The organism is Calothrix sp. CCY 0018 (genome assembly GCF_963920925.1).
Lineage (GTDB): Bacteria > Cyanobacteriota > Cyanobacteriia > Cyanobacteriales > Nostocaceae > Rivularia.
In genome coordinates this window covers 110937-127067 of the sequence record NZ_CAWUDI010000002.1, presented here as the reverse complement: position 1 = coordinate 127067, position 16131 = coordinate 110937, and the positions used below count along the sequence as shown (strand labels likewise).

14 protein-coding genes are annotated in these 16131 nt (G+C 37.7%); 4 read left to right on the top strand and 10 right to left on the bottom strand.

The window, feature by feature from the left end; all coding sequences use genetic code 11:
* Positions 1-87: 87 nt before the first annotated feature.
* Positions 88-636, top strand: a complete 549-nt coding sequence (locus ACM03V_RS02060) for an NUDIX hydrolase (RefSeq protein WP_414619083.1) — start codon at positions 88-90, stop codon at positions 634-636.
* Positions 637-690: 54 nt separating this feature from the next.
* Here the strand turns inward: ACM03V_RS02060 and ACM03V_RS02055 are convergent, their stop codons facing one another.
* Positions 691-1320, bottom strand: a complete 630-nt coding sequence (locus ACM03V_RS02055) for a hypothetical protein (RefSeq protein WP_414619082.1) — start codon at positions 1318-1320, stop codon at positions 691-693.
* Positions 1321-1426: 106 nt separating this feature from the next.
* Complete coding sequence (locus ACM03V_RS02050; RefSeq protein WP_414619081.1) at positions 1427-2350, bottom strand: nucleoside hydrolase; 924 nt, start codon at positions 2348-2350, stop codon at positions 1427-1429.
* Between the two features lie 78 nt (positions 2351-2428).
* Here ACM03V_RS02050 and hpxZ point away from each other — a divergent pair, with 78 nt between their 5' ends.
* Positions 2429-2827: an oxalurate catabolism protein HpxZ gene (hpxZ, locus tag ACM03V_RS02045; RefSeq protein WP_414619080.1), complete on the top strand. Its 399-nt coding sequence runs from the start codon at positions 2429-2431 to the stop codon at positions 2825-2827.
* 712 nt (positions 2828-3539) lie between these two features.
* On the opposite strand, the gene ACM03V_RS02040 is transcribed toward hpxZ, so the two are convergent.
* From ACM03V_RS02040 to rbsK, 3 genes are all read right to left on the bottom strand, one after another.
* A complete protein-coding gene (locus ACM03V_RS02040; protein ID WP_414619079.1) occupies positions 3540-4139 on the bottom strand; it encodes a hypothetical protein in 600 nt (199 codons plus the stop codon).
* Positions 4140-4316: 177 nt separating this feature from the next.
* Positions 4317-5636 carry a cytosine deaminase gene (codA, locus tag ACM03V_RS02035; RefSeq protein ID WP_414619078.1) on the bottom strand — a complete coding sequence of 440 codons (1320 nt, stop codon included), beginning with the start codon at positions 5634-5636 and terminating at the stop codon, positions 4317-4319.
* Between the two features lie 476 nt (positions 5637-6112).
* Positions 6113-7039: a ribokinase gene (rbsK, locus tag ACM03V_RS02030; RefSeq protein WP_414619195.1), complete on the bottom strand. Its 927-nt coding sequence runs from the start codon at positions 7037-7039 to the stop codon at positions 6113-6115.
* A gap of 354 nt (positions 7040-7393) precedes the next feature.
* Between rbsK and ACM03V_RS02025 the strand changes: the two genes are divergently transcribed.
* Positions 7394-8377: a DUF6263 family protein gene (locus ACM03V_RS02025; RefSeq protein ID WP_414619077.1), complete on the top strand. Its 984-nt coding sequence runs from the start codon at positions 7394-7396 to the stop codon at positions 8375-8377.
* An 87-nt stretch (positions 8378-8464) separates the two neighbouring features.
* Here the strand turns inward: ACM03V_RS02025 and ACM03V_RS02020 are convergent, their stop codons facing one another.
* Entirely contained in the window at positions 8465-9445 is a 981-nt protein-coding gene (locus ACM03V_RS02020; protein ID WP_414619076.1) for an alpha/beta hydrolase family protein, read from the bottom strand.
* Positions 9446-10057: 612 nt separating this feature from the next.
* Between ACM03V_RS02020 and ACM03V_RS02015 the strand changes: the two genes are divergently transcribed.
* Positions 10058-11242 (top strand): patatin-like phospholipase family protein, encoded by a 1185-nt coding sequence (locus ACM03V_RS02015; protein ID WP_414619075.1) that lies wholly within the window; start codon positions 10058-10060, stop codon positions 11240-11242.
* Positions 11243-11347: 105 nt separating this feature from the next.
* Here the strand turns inward: ACM03V_RS02015 and ACM03V_RS02010 are convergent, their stop codons facing one another.
* The 4 genes from ACM03V_RS02010 to ACM03V_RS01995 all read right to left on the bottom strand — a co-directional run bounded on the left by ACM03V_RS02010 (position 11348) and on the right by ACM03V_RS01995 (position 15831).
* On the bottom strand, positions 11348-12421 hold the full coding sequence (locus tag ACM03V_RS02010) for an ABC transporter ATP-binding protein (protein ID WP_414619074.1): 1074 nt from the start codon (positions 12419-12421) through the stop codon (positions 11348-11350).
* 216 nt (positions 12422-12637) lie between these two features.
* The gene (locus ACM03V_RS02005; protein ID WP_414619073.1) at positions 12638-13474 is read right to left on the bottom strand and encodes a carbohydrate ABC transporter permease; all 837 of its coding nucleotides are present in this window, start codon (positions 13472-13474) and stop codon (positions 12638-12640) included.
* A gap of 43 nt (positions 13475-13517) precedes the next feature.
* The gene (locus ACM03V_RS02000; protein WP_414619072.1) at positions 13518-14405 is read right to left on the bottom strand and encodes a carbohydrate ABC transporter permease; all 888 of its coding nucleotides are present in this window, start codon (positions 14403-14405) and stop codon (positions 13518-13520) included.
* A gap of 142 nt (positions 14406-14547) precedes the next feature.
* On the bottom strand, positions 14548-15831 hold the full coding sequence (locus ACM03V_RS01995) for an ABC transporter substrate-binding protein (protein WP_414619194.1): 1284 nt from the start codon (positions 15829-15831) through the stop codon (positions 14548-14550).
* Between the last annotated feature and the right edge of the window lie 300 nt (positions 15832-16131).

Sequence of the window (16131 nt, the reverse complement as noted above, 5' to 3'; positions counted from 1 at the left end):
GATTCGCAATGTACGATGCCCGATGCCCCACATAACATAATCAATATTTACAAGTAAACTATTGTTTCTACCTTATTAATTAAATCTATGACTGGCTTAAAAAAGTGGAATCTCGTACAGTCGGAAATGGCATTAAACCATCCTTGGTGCAAAGTCAGACGAGACAAAATAGAATTACCTAACGGACAGATAATTGATGATTATTTTGTTCATATTAGACCAGACGTAGCGATTATTCTACCAATTACTAGCGATCAAGAAATTGTTTTTGTTAAGCAGTATAGACACGGCATAAGTGATTTTTTTATCGAACTTCCCGCAGGTGGTTTTAATCCCGAACAAGAAAGCGGTGAATTTGCTGCTGTAAGGGAACTTGAAGAGGAAACAGGCTATGTTGCGTCAAAAGTAAAGAAGATAGCAACCTTTTACGATAAACCCAGTAAGGATACGAATCGATTACATTTATATTTAGCTGAAAATGTTGCTAAAAGGGGAAAACTGAAGTTAGATATTACAGAAGAAATCGAAGTGATCTTAATTCCTGTAGATGCAGTTTTGCAAAAAATACTTAAAGGTGAAATTTGTGTTGCTGGTACTGTTGCGGCTTTATTTTTAGGTTTGAATTTGGTTAAGTAAAATGGGAATAGGGCGTTGGGGATAGGGCATTGAGCATGGGAAATTTAGTTTTCGTTAATCTACGTTTATCGGCGAAGTGAGAATACCAACCAATGCTCGCAATAACAATTCTAATTCTTCTGGAACCCGATATAATTTAATATCTTGGACGATCTTTTTTTCTTGACGATAGAATATACCAAATCGCCAATCTTCTCCGGTAGTGACGGCACCATATAATACTGTAACTGGAGAGTCAATCCATCGATCTAAAGCAATTAATTCTACAGCTAATTGCGTAAATCCTCTACTTAAATCTGACTGCTTTGCTTCTATAACTACTAAAGCATTAGGGGAGGATATAAAATAATCAAAACTACCTTTCAAAAAGTTGTTAACATGAACTGGATACTCAATATTTAATTCAGATTGAGTTTCAGCGCAAATTTCCAGAAGCGTTGGTGCAATCAATACTTCCCGACGTGCTGCTTCGCTAATTGGGTTAACGTAGTTTAAATTTCGTGGTAAATAACGCTTTAGAAAATCAATACAATCAAGTTCTCCTTCATACTTGGGTAACTGCAATTGAGAGCGTACATAAGTACATCCCAACTCCAACAAAATATCTGCTGGTGCATAAGGCAATTCAAAATACTTACTAAATGTATAGCTTAATCCTGCTTGTAGGATACGTTGACGACTCATGAAGTATTAAGAATGAAGGATAGAAAAATTGTAGCTTTTATCTTAGGACATGGGAAGAATGATCAATTATCAACGCCCAATGCCCAATGCCCAACTCCTAACTCACTTACCTTTTCCACTGCTGCAAAATATAGTGATAAAAAGCTTGTTTATCAACTTTATCCATTACAAAAACTTTTCTTCCTCCCGATACAATTTTTGTTGCTCCTTGACTCTTACCATCGGTAATAATTTCTGTTTCTATGTGTTTTAATTCAAATAATTCTGGTTTTGCTAAATAAGCGGTTGCTAATACATCCCAAAAATAATAGTCTTGAGGAATTACTAAGGCATAACATTGTCCGGCTAAATCTGATAGGGGATAGTTTCTTTGTTTGCCCATTTTTTGCACAATTTCTGATGTCACCGGGACATTATTAGTAATATCTAAAGGACACATAATTATTTCAATTTGAGTATCCCAAATTTGCGCTACCGAAATTGGGTCCCAATATGCATTCCACTCAGCCGAACCATCTTGTCCGGGTTCCCAGTTTTTCTCAACGTTACCGGGTACATTTAACGCACCTCCCATCCACACAATACGTTTAATTTTTGCTTCGATATCTGGTGCTTTTTGTAACGCCGTAGCAATATTTGTTAAAGGACCAGTTGCCATTATTGTTACTGGTTCGGTTGTTTTTTGCAGTACTTTCACGGTGAAATCTTCGCCAGGTTCTGCAACCAATGGTGTAGTTATGGTTTCCTGTTGATTGAGTATGGGAAAATGATCGACTACATAAGAATCGCGACGGTAAAGGTTGGGAAAGGGATTAATACCGCGTACTTTACTTTCTGCTACCGGAATATCAGAAAATCCCATTAAATCTAGAATTTTTCGAGTAGCGTTAACTGCTGGTTGTGCGTAACAATCAGCGGCAGTTACAACGACAGCAAGGGGTTGGACGTTATCCATCGTCATTAACAACATCGTTGCCAAATAATCATCCACACCACCGTCATGATCCATTAATACGAGTTGTTTTGCCATTAAGATCCCCCCACTATGTATAAGTATTTATGAATGTTTTGAGTTGTATCATAATACGGGAAGTTTAAACATCAAAATATGATTAATAGCGTCAATAAACCAGCCTTAGTTGCTGAGTTGACGGAACTATATATGAAGTATGAAGCGGCTTTATGTAGTAATGATACTGCTGTACTGGATAATTTTTTCTGGGATTCTGCGGATGTTGTTCGGTTTGGGCTAAATGAAAATCAGTATGGTGCCGCAGATATTCGGGCTTTTCGCAATTCACGTGCGGGTTTTAAATTAGAAAGGGAAATAATTAATCTAAAAGTGGTAACTTTTGGTGAAGATAGTGCAGCAGTCACCCTTGAATTTCGTCGGTTTATAAATAATGTAGAACGTCGAGGTAGGCAAAGTCAGATGTGGCAGCGTTTTCCAGAAGGTTGGAAAGTTGTTTCTGCTCATGTTTCTTTTTTGGAAGAAAGTAAAGAGTAGGAAATGGGGAATAGTTGTAGGTTGGCTTCACGGCGCACAAACAAATATAGTTTTTGACGAATAATCTATCTTCGCGCCGTAACCCAACATTGTATTATTAGTATTTAATCACATCCATCCCCGGTGAAGATGTTGGGTTACGACACAATTAATATAGATTTATTGTTATCTTGTTCAAGTCGCACATCGTGTCTAACCCAACCTACTCTCTTTTTTAGAAGCAAGTAGGGAGTAGAGTTAATGTTAACAATTAAAATTAATTAAAATAAATCATAATAAAGGTTTTGTGAATATTCTATTAATACTCCGTTCTTACTAATTTTAAATTTTTGATTCGTTGTATACTCGATTTATCTTAAATAAAGATATTTTGACTAGTTTAATAAATATGGATGAACAGAAATTAGAAGAAATTTTAATAGAATTACGAGAAATAAATTCAAAGCTCACAAAAATAAATAGCATAGACCGAAATTTGAGGGATACAAGTCTAGTTATTTATGCTTTTCTGTTTTACTTTTTTATTACTACTATTGTTAGACAGATTTTTGTTGGCGTGAATTTTGGATAATTAGATTAACTCTCAATAAATATAGGGAACAGTGAATCATGTTAGATTAAAACACGATATGTTCTTAATTCTAATAAGGTTCGTAGTAAGTAATTTAATCCTGATACAAGAGGGACTAAAGTCCTTACTACGAACTTATTGTTAGGTGGGATTAAATGGTAAAGAGGAATGCTGTAAGTCAATCAACAGCTTTCCATCTTCATTTTTGCGATAACTAAAAGTATATTCTACTTTAGTTTCTTTGCCAGTATTAGCATCAGTAAAATAGTAGTTTCCCATAGCCTCTGCATCGCTACAAGCAATACTGAATCCCGCGTTTTCAAATCGGACTTTACTCCAAGGTCGAAGTGCAAATCCTTTATCTTCAGCAATTTTACCTTTGACAAAGTAAGATACAGCGTCTTCTTTCGTTAAACGAAACTGTCCTTCTGAAGCTAAAGTAGGCTTAAATAAAACCTTTCCTTCATCATAACCGTATAGATTATCAACAGTTTCAGCTGCTAATTCTTTATAGTCTCCTTTGTTTTTATATGCTTCGCCAATTTTAACAACCGCATTACCCCAAGTTTGTTGAGCATCGATCACATCTTTCTCGGTGATACAATTATTTGAATTATTGGAATTGTTTGAAGCTTGTGGATCGACGTTGTTAGCTGAAGTTGCATTATCATTACAAGATGCAGCTAATATACTTACTGGAATCAATACTAAGAATAATACTGCCGATTTTAATAATTTCATTCTGGTTCTATTTGTGTATCATGAGACAACTTACTCAATATTGGTCAAATATTACAAATTCACCAACTTTGAAAAGCCAAAGCACGTCAGTTATATCATAAAATTAACTCCGACCGCACTGATTTATTTATGGAAACCATAGATAAATACATTTATTTTTATGGCAAAATAAAGATTTTATAATACTTTAGAAAATGAAACAGATTTTTCTACAAAAGAGCAATTTGGCGTTACTCCTGTTAATGAAAAATCGGTCGCTGCTGGTATAGTCGAAGCGATGATTTTTCCTTGGGAAATTACGTAGCGGGGTTTGATGCGAGTGCGGATAGCATCGTAGGAATCGTTTGCATCTAACACAATAAAAGACGCTGGTTTTCCTACTTCCACACCATAATTATCTTCTATATCTAATGTCTTAGCTCCATTAGCTGTAACCATTTGATAGCAAGCATCAACTTCTTCGCGCCCTGTCATGTGACAAATATGCACTCCCATATGAGCCACATCTAACATACTTCCCGTCCCCAAACTGTACCAGGGATCTTGGACGCAATCATGACCAAAACTGACGTTTAAGCCATTTTGCCACAATTCTTTAACACGGGTGACTCCTCGGCGCTTGGGGTAAGTATCCGCACGTCCTTGTAAGGTAATATTAATCAACGGGTTGGCGATAAAATTAATTTGAGCGCGTTGTAGAAAACCGATTAATTTATATGCATAAGCATTATTATAAGAACCAAAAGCAGTGGTATGACTTGCTGTAACTCGACTACCCATTTTTGTCCTAATAGCCTCCGCTGCAACGACTTCTAAAAATCGCGATTGCTCATCATCAATCTCGTCACAATGAATATCAATTAAACGATTATATTTTTCTGCTAATTCAAATACTTTTTGTACCGATCGCACTCCACTTTCCCTAGTCAATTCATAATGGGGAATCCCTCCCACGGCATCTGCCCCCATTTGCAAAGCTTTTTCCAACAACATCTCATTTTGCAAATCCGAATAAATCCCATCTTGAGGAAATGCCACAACCTGCACCGTCATCCAATCTTTAACTTCATCGCGCAATTCTAATAAAGCCTGTAGCGCAATTAACTGCGGTTCGCTGACATCTGCGTGAGTTCTGACAAATAATATACCTTGAGCCGCTTGTTGCTTCAACATCGTCAGAGCGCGATTTTTCACATCTTCCATAGAGATTTCACGTTTGCGATCGCCCCAAATTTGAATTCCCTCAAACAGCGTCCCACTTTCATTCCAGCGCGGCTCTCCGGCAGTTAAAACCGAATCTAAATGAATATGCGATTCAACAAAGGGTGGTGAAATTAATTTTCCTTCTAGATCAATTTCTTGAGCAGCAGATTCCTTAAAATTAGGCGAAATTGCGGTTATTTTACCATCTTTAACGGCAATATCTACAGTTACAGTTACAGTATTCTCTGTACTAAAAGAAACTAACTTACCCCGCCGGAGAATTAGATCGATCATAGTTTTTTATTAAATATTAGATATCTCCGGAAATGAAAAAGAACTGTATACAAACCTCTCCCCGTTCACGCAGTGGCCGCTTACGGCTAGCGGAGAGAGGCTTTGAAATCCCCCTTCCCTGCTCCGGGAAGGGGGGTAGGGGGGTTAGGTCTACGTATATAATTAAACTCATATAAATGTTTTCCGGAGATGTCTATTATATGTGAGAGGGGGGATGGGGAGACAAGGGGATGGGGGATGGGGTGATGGGGAGATCGCACAGCCACTGATAGGGGCGGGTTCCCAAGGCAGCGCGTTGCGCGGGTTCCCCGCGTTGTAGCGACTGCCGCCGACAGTCAGGCAAGTGGCGCAACCCGGAGGGGGAGACAAGGGGACAAGGGGACAAGGGGAAATAATTACTCACTCGCTACTTATATACTTGCAACTCTTAACTCCTAATTCCTAACTCTCACCAATTATCAACTAACAACTAACAACTAACAACTAACATTTTCTTGCAAAAACTTATCAAACGCATCCCTATCCGGTAACGAAGGCTGTGCGCCGGATTTGGTTGCAGCTAACGCACCTGCCGCACTACCCCAAACTACGGCTTGACGTAACGAAAGTCCTTCGGAAAGTGCTGCTGCTAAACCACCGTTGAAAGCGTCTCCTGCGGCTGTGGTGTCAACTGTTTTTACTGAAAATGCTGGTGTAAAAAAGCTTTCTGTTGCGGTAGCACAATAAACCCCTTTTGCGCCAAGTTTAACAACGGCACATTTCACGCCTTTCTGTAATAAAACTTCTGCTGCTTTCTTTGCTGAGTCTTCCCCATTCACGGTAAAACCCACCAATTGCGCTGCTTCTACTTGATTTGGTGTCAGGATATCTACCAAGGGATAAAGTTCTTTTGGTAACTCTTTTTGTGCTGGTGCAGGATCGAGAATTACTTTTACTTGTGCTTTTTGTGCTGCTTCTGCTGCTGCGATCGCGCTAGATATGGGAATTTCTAGCTGTAATAAAAGTGCTTTCTTGCCAGGTAATAACCGCGATAGTCTTTTTACGTCTTCTCCATTAACGCGCCCGTTTGCACCGGGAATAACCACAATTTGATTTTCACCGGCATCATCTACATTTATAATTGCTACACCGGAGCTTACTGTTTCATCAATAAATACGTTATCTGTTTTGACTCCCGCAGCTTGTAGATAACTAATAAGTTCCTCACTAAAGCTTTGCTTGCCAACCCGCCCAACAATTTCAATGTTAATACCTAATTTCGCAACTGCAACTGCTTGATTAGCACCTTTACCACCCGATGCTTGAAAAAAATCATGCCCTAACAAAGTTTCACCAGCAGTCGGTAAACGAGGTGCTGTTGCTACCAAATCCATATTAATGCTGCCGAAGACGAGAATGCTCATGTAATTGGTAATTGGTAATTGGTAATTGGGCATTGGGGCATTGTAAATAGTTAGGAGTTAGGAGTTGAGAGTAGCGAGTTAGCAATTATTTCCCCCCCTCTCCCCATCTCCCCCTCTCCCCATCTCCCCCCTCTACCCCCTCTCCCATAATTGGGAACTTTAAAACATACTGCATTGTCAATTAAACGAGATTCAACCGTTCTAAATTTTACAGTTTATCATCTTTCTTGTTTGTCAAAACTGATTGTAATTATTGTTCTAGTTTTTTTACTATCTAAGGGTAGAATAGTTAATCGTTTCATCTTCAATTTCAAGCTGTATACTTAACACTCCAAGTCGCAATCATCTATTATCATGAAAAAACTATTTTTAGCTAGTTCTATTTTTTTAGTATTTGCTGGATGGGGATTGGAGCAAAATTTCAAAAGTGCCAATGCTCAACCTGCTTCTATAGTTATTCAAACTCAAAAGCAAGCTACTAAAGCTCAGAATACAAAAATCCCTCAACTCAAAGTTATTAGTACGGGAACTGGTAATAAACAAAAATTGCGTTTTACTCCAAAGGTTGGTGCTAAACAAACTATAAATGTCACCTTAAATAAGGACACTTTGATGTCTATTGGTGATTTTAAAATGCCCAGGGCAAAGTTACCAGCTTACGTTATAACTTTGGATTCTACTGTAACTAAAGTAGAACCAAATGGAGATATTTCCTATGATATTGCTTATAGTGATGTAAATATTAAAGGTGATGCTCAAACTCGTCCGGAATTAATTCGGGTGATTAGCAAGCAGATAGGACAATTAGAAAATTTTAAAGCTTCTGCGGTAATTGATAATCAAGGAAGAACTAAACAAATTAACTATGTAATTCCGTCTACAGTAGATGTAAATATCAAGTTTCTCGTCGAACAATTATCTAATTCCTTACAACAATTATCTTCACCAGTTCCGGAAGAAGCTGTGGGAGCGGGTGCTAAATGGCAGGTTAGCTCGGATGCTAGCATCAACGGGATTAATCTCAAACAAACTACTAATTATGAATTAGTAAATGTTCAAAATGGAGTTGCGACTCTAAACGTGAACTTACAGCAGCAAGAAAAATCAACTCAAGTAATTGACTATCCCGGCTTGCCTTTAGACGGTATTTTAACTCTACAATCTTTTAAAGGTAATGCTAAAGGAACAGCTACAATACAGCTTGATAAAGTAATGCCAGTAAGTTCTCAACTATCCTTACTTGCTGATAGTAAATATATTGGTAAAAACATCAATACTTTGGAAGAAACACCTCTGAATTCTACATTAAAAGTAGATTTGGATATTCAAGGTAAATAGGGAATGGGTAATTGGTAATTGGTAATTGGTAATATTCGTGTAGAGACGTTGCAGTGCAACGTCTTTTTTATTTAAGGTTTTAATCGATTATTTTGTGAGCAATTTTACTTGGCTGATAACTTTTACATTTTTATCTAATGCATCACCAGTGGAATATACATAATCGAAAGCTTCTTTATCATCAAGCACGCTAGCGCGTAAAAATAAACCGCTCCAACGCGCAACTGTTTCTACTGCCACATCTTGAGGTATTGTTGGTGTATTGGGGTCTGGTTTTGGGCCATTAGGATTATTATTGTTAGTAATACCGTAGTGGTTTGCACCTGAAATAGTAATTAAAGCTTTGGGAGGATTTTGAATATTATCGTAGGTTTTTTTAGCTCGCGAAGGAAGAGCTACACCTTCAGCAGCTCCTTGTAATAATGCGGTAGGAATTCCAGAATTATTGATAGGGATAAATTCCTGTGTCGCTTGGTTGCGGAGATTTGCACCAAAAAATACTCCTGCAACTAATTCCTTTGGTTGCTCAAAGGAACCTTCACATATAAGTGGAATACAAGTGTTAGCAATAGCAGATAGTCCAACAGCACCGCCGAAGGAATGACCTAACAGTGCTAATTTATCTGTATTAATAATACCTTTTACAGGTGAATTAGGATTGGAATTTTCTGTCTTTATTTGTTTTAAAACACGATCTATTTGCGACGTTTCAGTAAAAAGTCCAGTTTTCTTAAATTTTGCAATCGTTCGTTTTCTATTTGGCACAACTACGACAAAACCATAGCGAGCCACAATACTGGCATATTCAGAATAACTTGATTTATCTACATTGGCTCCTTGTAGCAATAAAGCAATAGGAAAAGAATTATGACCAGTTTTTAAATTTTTAGGTTTGGGAAAGTAAATATCAGCTAAATCGTTATTTCCAGAAATTGTTGTGCTGTAACTTCCAACATCTTGATAAATCGGTGCGGGGTTAAAGTTTTCAGTTTTAGCTGTTTCTACCGTACAGGAAACAACTAATGCTGCGCTAGCAAATACTGTTGAGAATGCTTTCAGTTTTGCCACTACGAACTACTCCTTTGATAAATATTTTTACAAGTAATCCAAACAGCTTTTTTTTGAATAGGACTTACGCAACCGTAATAGTAGGTTAGGCATTCCAAACGTTTAGATCCCCCCAACCCCCCTTAAAAAGGGGGGCTTTGCGTAAGTCTTTTTGAAGCTTCGATTACTTTACTTCTTATTTGGGTAGCACTAGTTCTAATTTATGCAAAGAAGGTGTCAGATTAGCAAAGATTATTTTTAACACATAATTTAATCTATCAGTCGCCAAATATATATCGCGATATTTTTCAATTAAAAATCTATTTTAACTAATTGCTATGACAGTCATTTTTCTGATTATTTAAAGCTTACACTTCATCAAAAAATAGTTTATAGTTTAATGACACAATATAGTTGTTTTCAGCTTTATATCTAACTAAGATGCCTGGAATATTATATTATGATATCAAAATATAGATAATTAATAAGCTCAAATTTACTATCATTAATTACGTATTTTGTATATTCTATTATTGCAGAAATTAATAATATTCTTAATAATATAGTTCGGCACATATATGTTTATCAACTAATCGAGAAATAACAAGTAATCATACAGGGAGAATTGTTAAAATGCCTTTTCGGATATTAAGTCTGGATGGTGGAGGGGTTAGGGGGATTGTTGCGGCAAAAATGCTAGCGAATATTGAGAAGCGTATCGATCGCCCTTTAAATCAGTACTTTGACTTAATTGTAGGAACTTCTACAGGTTCTATTGTAGCAGCGGCGATCGCCACCGGACGCAACAGTGAAGATATTGTAGATTTTTTCCAAAATAAAAGCTCAAGTATCTTCCCATATCAAAGCCTTTTTTCTCCTCAACGAATTCCTTTACTATTAAAATACGGTATATCTGCTCCTAAGTATTCTGACAATAATTTAATTCAAGTTTTACAAGGTGTTTTTGGAGAAACAAGACTGTTGGATATTGGTACTTCACCAAGGTTATTAATAGTATCTTATGACACTATCGAACGCAATCCAATTATTTTTAAAAGCTGGCGACCCGACAAACCATATGGTAACGTTCCATTGTGGGAAGTATGTGTTGCTTCAGCATCGGCTCCTACTTATTTTCCAGCACATAAATTAGATAAGAGAGTTATTGGCAACCTCAAAGACGCAAGCATAAATACTATTATTTTTAGCGATAATGAATCTACCGTTGATGCAGTATATGAAAATGCCGAAATTAGAATTACTGACGGTAGAGGTAGCGGACAAGTTCGAGTTATTAAAAACTATATTGGTTCAATTAGAAAAGCAACGGTAAGCCCTGCTTGGGATAGAATCCCCGATAAAACATCAACTTATTCAATAAAAACTATATATTCTGCAATTGACGGTGGAGTTGCTGCAAATAATCCTTCCAGTTGCGGAATTGCAGAAGCATTACGTGTTGGTTATTCACCACAAGAGATTAGCGTACTTTCCATCGGTACCGGAGAGAGAACCCGAATTATACCTTATGAAAAAGCACGAAGTTGGGGTTTATTACAGTGGGCACAACCAATTGTAGGTGTGTTATTTGATGCTTCTTCCGATATTTACCATTACATCAGCAAACACATAGTTCAAGAGCAGCTTTTACGTTTACAATTCAAGCTTGATAAGTATTTAACTGGTAAACCTTTAAGCGATGATTTAGACGACGCAACCGAAGAAAATATTAATAATTTACTCGAAGCAGCCGACGCTTATATGAATTTACCAGAAGTTAAAGCAAAGGTAGACAGGTTTTTAAAAGTTAAGAGTTAGTTGTTAGTGGATAGTTGTTAGTGGTTAAGAGTTAGGAGTAAGTAGTTAGCAGCTATTTAAGCTCTAACCTTTAACCTTAGTTGTTCACTGTTCACTGATAACTGTTCACTGCAAAACGTCTCCCGATTCAAGATCAAACCAGTGGATGTTCTCTGAGGGTAGAGCAAGGGTAATTTCTTCGTTATCCCAATTTTGATCTGGAGGCAACAAAGCGCGTATAGTCAGCGGTTCTGTTTGAGAATTCGCGATATGCACGCTAACTAATTTGTACATACCTAAATTTTCTACTAAATATACTTTTCCTTTTACACTTTGCGTATCTTCTGGTAATGCAACGCGAACGTGTTCGGGACGAATACCTAAAACAATTTGCGGTGGTGAAGTGGAAAATTTTGGTGTAGAAACAGAAAAATCGCCCAGTATGGCGCTGTTACCTTTACAAGGTATCGTAAGTAAATTCATCTGAGGGCTTCCCACAAACCCAGCTACAAATAAATTGGCAGGATGGTTGTAAATATCTGCTGGTGGTGCAAGCTGCTGTACATAACCGTTATTTAATACCGCAACTTTAGAAGAAAGCGTCATTGCTTCGGTTTGGTCGTGGGTAACATAAACTACCGGAGATTTTTGGGCTGCAAATATCTGTTTGATATCGGCTCGGACTCTTTCGCGCAATAATGCATCAAGGTTGCTCAAAGGCTCATCTAACAAATATGCTTCAGCTTTACGCACCAAAGCTCTACCTACAGCAACCCGCTGTCTTTGCCCTCCAGAAAGTTGTCCGGGTTTGCGCCCAAACAAATCTTCTAAACCCAAAAGTTCCGCAACTTCACTAACTCGGCTTTGAATTTCCCCACTGGGTACTTTTTTCAACTTTAATCCCGAAGCCAGGTTTTCCCGTACCGTCATATGTGGGTAAAGCGCATAACTTTGGAACACCATCGCCATGTTGCGATCGCCAGCGCGTTTGTATGTAATATCTTCAGTTCCCAAAAATATTTTTCCTCGCGTCACTTCTTCCAAACCCGCAATCATTCGCAAAGTTGTAGACTTACCGCAACCGCTGGGGCCTAATAATGTCAGAAACTCGCTATCCTCTACAGATAAACTAATATCTTTCACCGGAATAACTTTCGGAGAAAAGGTTTTGTTTAAGTTTTTTAATTGCAGTATTGCCATATTTTAATTTTGGATTTTGGATTTTGGATTTTGCGGAAAGTTTGGGGTGTAGATTCACGAACCCCAAAACTTTCCAAGACGGGTGCAGGGATTACTCTTCTTAAAGACGCTTGCAGGCAATTACAGATTTATGATTTTGGATTATTCAATATGTAAGAGATAATTGATAGATTTGATATACAATCTAAAATCTAAAATCTAAAATCTAAAATCGACTTACCCTTTAACTGCTCCAGCGGTAAGCCCTTGAACAATTTTGCGCTGGAAGAACAGAACTAATAATACTAAAGGTAATGTTCCTATAACTGTTGCGGCAGCAATTGGACCATAGGGTATTTCAAAAGTTGATGCACCACCTAATTGGGCTGCTGCAACGGGAATTGTTTTCAGATTTTCGCGGGTAATAAATGTGAGTGCGAATATAAATTCATTCCAAGCAAAAATAAAGGTGAGAATTCCTGTTGTTACCAAAGCCGGAAGAGTCATTGGTAAAATAATTTGGGTTAGCGTTTGCCAGGTATTATAGCCGTCTACTCTAGCAGAATCTTCTAAATCTTTGGGTAATTGCTCGAAAAAGCTGCGTAATACTAAAATAGTTAATGGTAAATTTATTGCTGTATAAGGAATTATCAGCGCTAAATAATTGTTACCCAAATGCAGGAATTGAACAATTTCTAGTAATCCTAAAAATAATAGAATTCCCGGAAACAAGGTGACAACCAGAATACCTGCAAGAATAATATTTTGACCCTTCGGACGCAAACGCGCCAAAGCATAAGCAGCAGGGGCACCAATACCCAAAGAAAAAGCTGTAGAAAGAATCGAAACAAAAGCACTATTTAATATATAACGCCAAAAATCACGACGAGTAAACAACTCAGTGTAATGATTTAAAGTAAAGCGAGTCGGAAAATAAATTGTAGGAAGTTTGGAAATATCTTCATTCACCTTAAATGAAGTTAATAATTGCCATAAAGCCGGAGCCAAACTAAAGACAATTACAAAAATAATTGCCATCCATAACAATATTGTTTTTAGGGAGTTTTTTTTCATACCAATTATAGATTTTAGATTAATAACCACTAACAGCTAACAACTAACTAGCGCGAGATACGCGGAGTAGTAAATTTGCGATCGCCACTGCAAAAATTAGCAACATAAAAGTTACTACAACTAATGCTGCACCGTAACCAAAATCTAAATAGCGCATGATGGTGGAGTAAATGTAGAGCGATACTACTTCTGTCGCTCCTCCGGGGCCACCACCCGTCATTACCGAAATTAAATCGAAGATTCCGAATGCTTGGGCAAAGCGAAATAAAACGGCTATTAATATTTGTGGTATCAAAAGTGGCAGGGTTATTTGAGTGAAACTTTGCCAAGGTGAGGCCCCATCAATAGAGTGCGCTTCATACAAATCGGCGGATATGGATTGTAAACCAGCCAACAGCAAAATACTGATAAAAGGCGTGGTTTTCCATACGTCGGCAACCACAACCGCAATCATTGCTAAAGTTGGATTTCCTAACCAGTTAATACCATCTTGAATAAAACCTAACCGCTGCAAAATATCGTTTGCGACACCGTATTGATCGTTAAAAATCCAAGCCCAAGCCAAACCAATTAAAGCAGTAGGTAAAGCCCAAGGTAAAATCGCAGTAGTTCGTACCAAGCCACGTCCGAAGAATTGCTGATTCAATACCAAAGCTACGATTAAACCCAACAGTAATTCTGAAATTACCGATGCGCTAGTAAAGATAGTTGTTACCAGAAAGCTTTGCCAAAACCGCCCATCACCCATCATTCTTCCGTAATTATCCAAGCCCGAAAAAACAGGTTGTAATTGCGTTCCTAAATTTTTCGTAAACAAACTTAACCAAAAAGCCCGAACGATCGGATAGCCAAACACCAACAACAGCAACAGCATCGCTGGGATTAACAAAATTAAAGCCGTTTTTTGTTCTCTACTCCGAATTGTTTCCATATTAGTTGTTAGTGGTTAGTTGTTAGTTGTTAGTTGTTAGGAATTGGACATTGGGAATTGGGAATTGGGAATTGGTTATTATAAGTTTTAAGTCTTAAATTTATAAATAATAGTCCCCCCATCTCCCCATCTCCCCCTCACCCTATCTCCTTAAAAGCTGACGAGTCTCGGATGCTGCATTCTTCATCGCGGCTTCGGGTGTGATTCTATTAGTTAATGCAGCGGAAAGATAGCGTTGCAAAATATCGGATGCTTGAGCGTATTGAGCGATGGGGGGACGCAATACTGCTTTATCTACGACTTTTAACAATTGAGGATAGTGGGGATATTTGGCAACAATTTGCGGATCGAGAAATAGCGATCGCCGACTTGGTACAAATCCGGCTTGTAAGACAAATTTTCGCTGTGCTTCTTCGGAAGTAAAATATTTAATTGCTTTCCAAGCTTCTTCGGGATGTTTGGTAGATTTGGATATTCCTAAAGCCCAACCTCCCAAACAAGCGCCACTACTTCCATTTTTGGTATGCACCATTGGTTTGATCGCAATTTTACCGTCAATGGGTGAAGATTCTTTGTTTGCAAGAGGCCAAACGTAAGGCCAATTTCTTAAGAAAACTGAATTCTCATTTTGAAAAATCTGCCTGGTTTCTTCTTCTTGATATGTAGTTACTCCAGGAGGAGAAATTCCAATTTGAATCGTATTTTTGAGAAATTCAATTGCTTCGACTGTTTGTGGACGATCTAATCCTACTTCTAAAGTTTCGGGGTTAACCCAATAACCACCAAAACCTTCGAGGATTTCCACAAACATTGCTGCTAATCCTTCGTATTGCTTACCCTGCCAAACATAACCCCATCTACCCTTGTTTTCATCTTTTAAAGCCTGGGAAATTTTAATTAAATCATCAAAACTTTCTGGAGGATTAAACCCAGCTTCTTTAAGCAAATCTTCCCGATAATAAAGCATTCCCACATCGCTGCGCATGGGAATTGCGTATAGTTTACCTTTATAGCGTCGCCCTTCTACATCTTTTTCGGAAAATGCTGCTAACTCTGCTTCGGTAATTTTATCCGTCAAATCTAACAGCCAATTAGCCGCAGCAAATTTGGGTGTCCAAACGACATCCATATTGATCAAGTCGTAAGGAGAATCGCCCAAAATAAAGGCAGAAGTATACAAATTTTCTAATAAATCGGTAGCATTCGGACCTTCAACAATATTGATTTTAATACCGGGATTTTTCGTTTCAAAGTCTTTGATTATCCCTTGTTTCCAAGGTTCAGCATCGGGTGCTGTCATCAATAAATTTAACGTTACCGGCTGCTGCGTTTGTGCTGGCTTTACCGAAAAAAAAGCCACGCCAAACATAACAATAAGAAATATCACAACAACTCTAAACTTGAGTTTTTGCAATACTTTTCTGATTTTTTTTACCACTTGTACATCCAACATTGATTATTAGTCAAACAACAGTTTAATTAACACCACATTTTTTGTCATCAATTATTTTCGTGATGCCAGTATGCTGCTTAATATTTCTTTGTATTTTTTAATGTTTTTAAACTTTATATGCAATTTTAAATATCGACATTATAGCTTTTTTGCTCAAAATCGCCAGGTAGAATAAAAAATTAGAATAATTAGAATAAGTTAAACACCTACGCAAAGCCCCCCAATTTATCGGGGGGTTGGGGGGATCTCAACGTCTGGAACACTACATTTTAA

What these genes read in the sequence shown, in the direction of transcription:
- ACM03V_RS02060 (WP_414619083.1), top strand. Translation starts at nt 88, where the DNA reads ATGACTGGCTTAAAAAAGTGGAATCTCGTACAGTCGGAAATGGCATTA.
- ACM03V_RS02055 (WP_414619082.1), bottom strand. Translation starts at nt 1,320, where the DNA reads ATGAGTCGTCAACGTATCCTACAAGCAGGATTAAGCTATACATTTAGT.
- ACM03V_RS02050 (WP_414619081.1), bottom strand. Translation starts at nt 2,350, where the DNA reads ATGGCAAAACAACTCGTATTAATGGATCATGACGGTGGTGTGGATGAT.
- hpxZ (WP_414619080.1), top strand. Translation starts at nt 2,429, where the DNA reads ATGATTAATAGCGTCAATAAACCAGCCTTAGTTGCTGAGTTGACGGAA.
- ACM03V_RS02040 (WP_414619079.1), bottom strand. Translation starts at nt 4,139, where the DNA reads ATGAAATTATTAAAATCGGCAGTATTATTCTTAGTATTGATTCCAGTA.
- codA (WP_414619078.1), bottom strand. Translation starts at nt 5,636, where the DNA reads ATGATCGATCTAATTCTCCGGCGGGGTAAGTTAGTTTCTTTTAGTACA.
- rbsK (WP_414619195.1), bottom strand. Translation starts at nt 7,039, where the DNA reads ATGAGCATTCTCGTCTTCGGCAGCATTAATATGGATTTGGTAGCAACA.
- ACM03V_RS02025 (WP_414619077.1), top strand. Translation starts at nt 7,394, where the DNA reads ATGAAAAAACTATTTTTAGCTAGTTCTATTTTTTTAGTATTTGCTGGA.
- ACM03V_RS02015 (WP_414619075.1), top strand. Translation starts at nt 10,058, where the DNA reads ATGCCTTTTCGGATATTAAGTCTGGATGGTGGAGGGGTTAGGGGGATT.
- ACM03V_RS02010 (WP_414619074.1), bottom strand. Translation starts at nt 12,421, where the DNA reads ATGGCAATACTGCAATTAAAAAACTTAAACAAAACCTTTTCTCCGAAA.
- ACM03V_RS02005 (WP_414619073.1), bottom strand. Translation starts at nt 13,474, where the DNA reads ATGAAAAAAAACTCCCTAAAAACAATATTGTTATGGATGGCAATTATT.
- ACM03V_RS02000 (WP_414619072.1), bottom strand. Translation starts at nt 14,405, where the DNA reads ATGGAAACAATTCGGAGTAGAGAACAAAAAACGGCTTTAATTTTGTTA.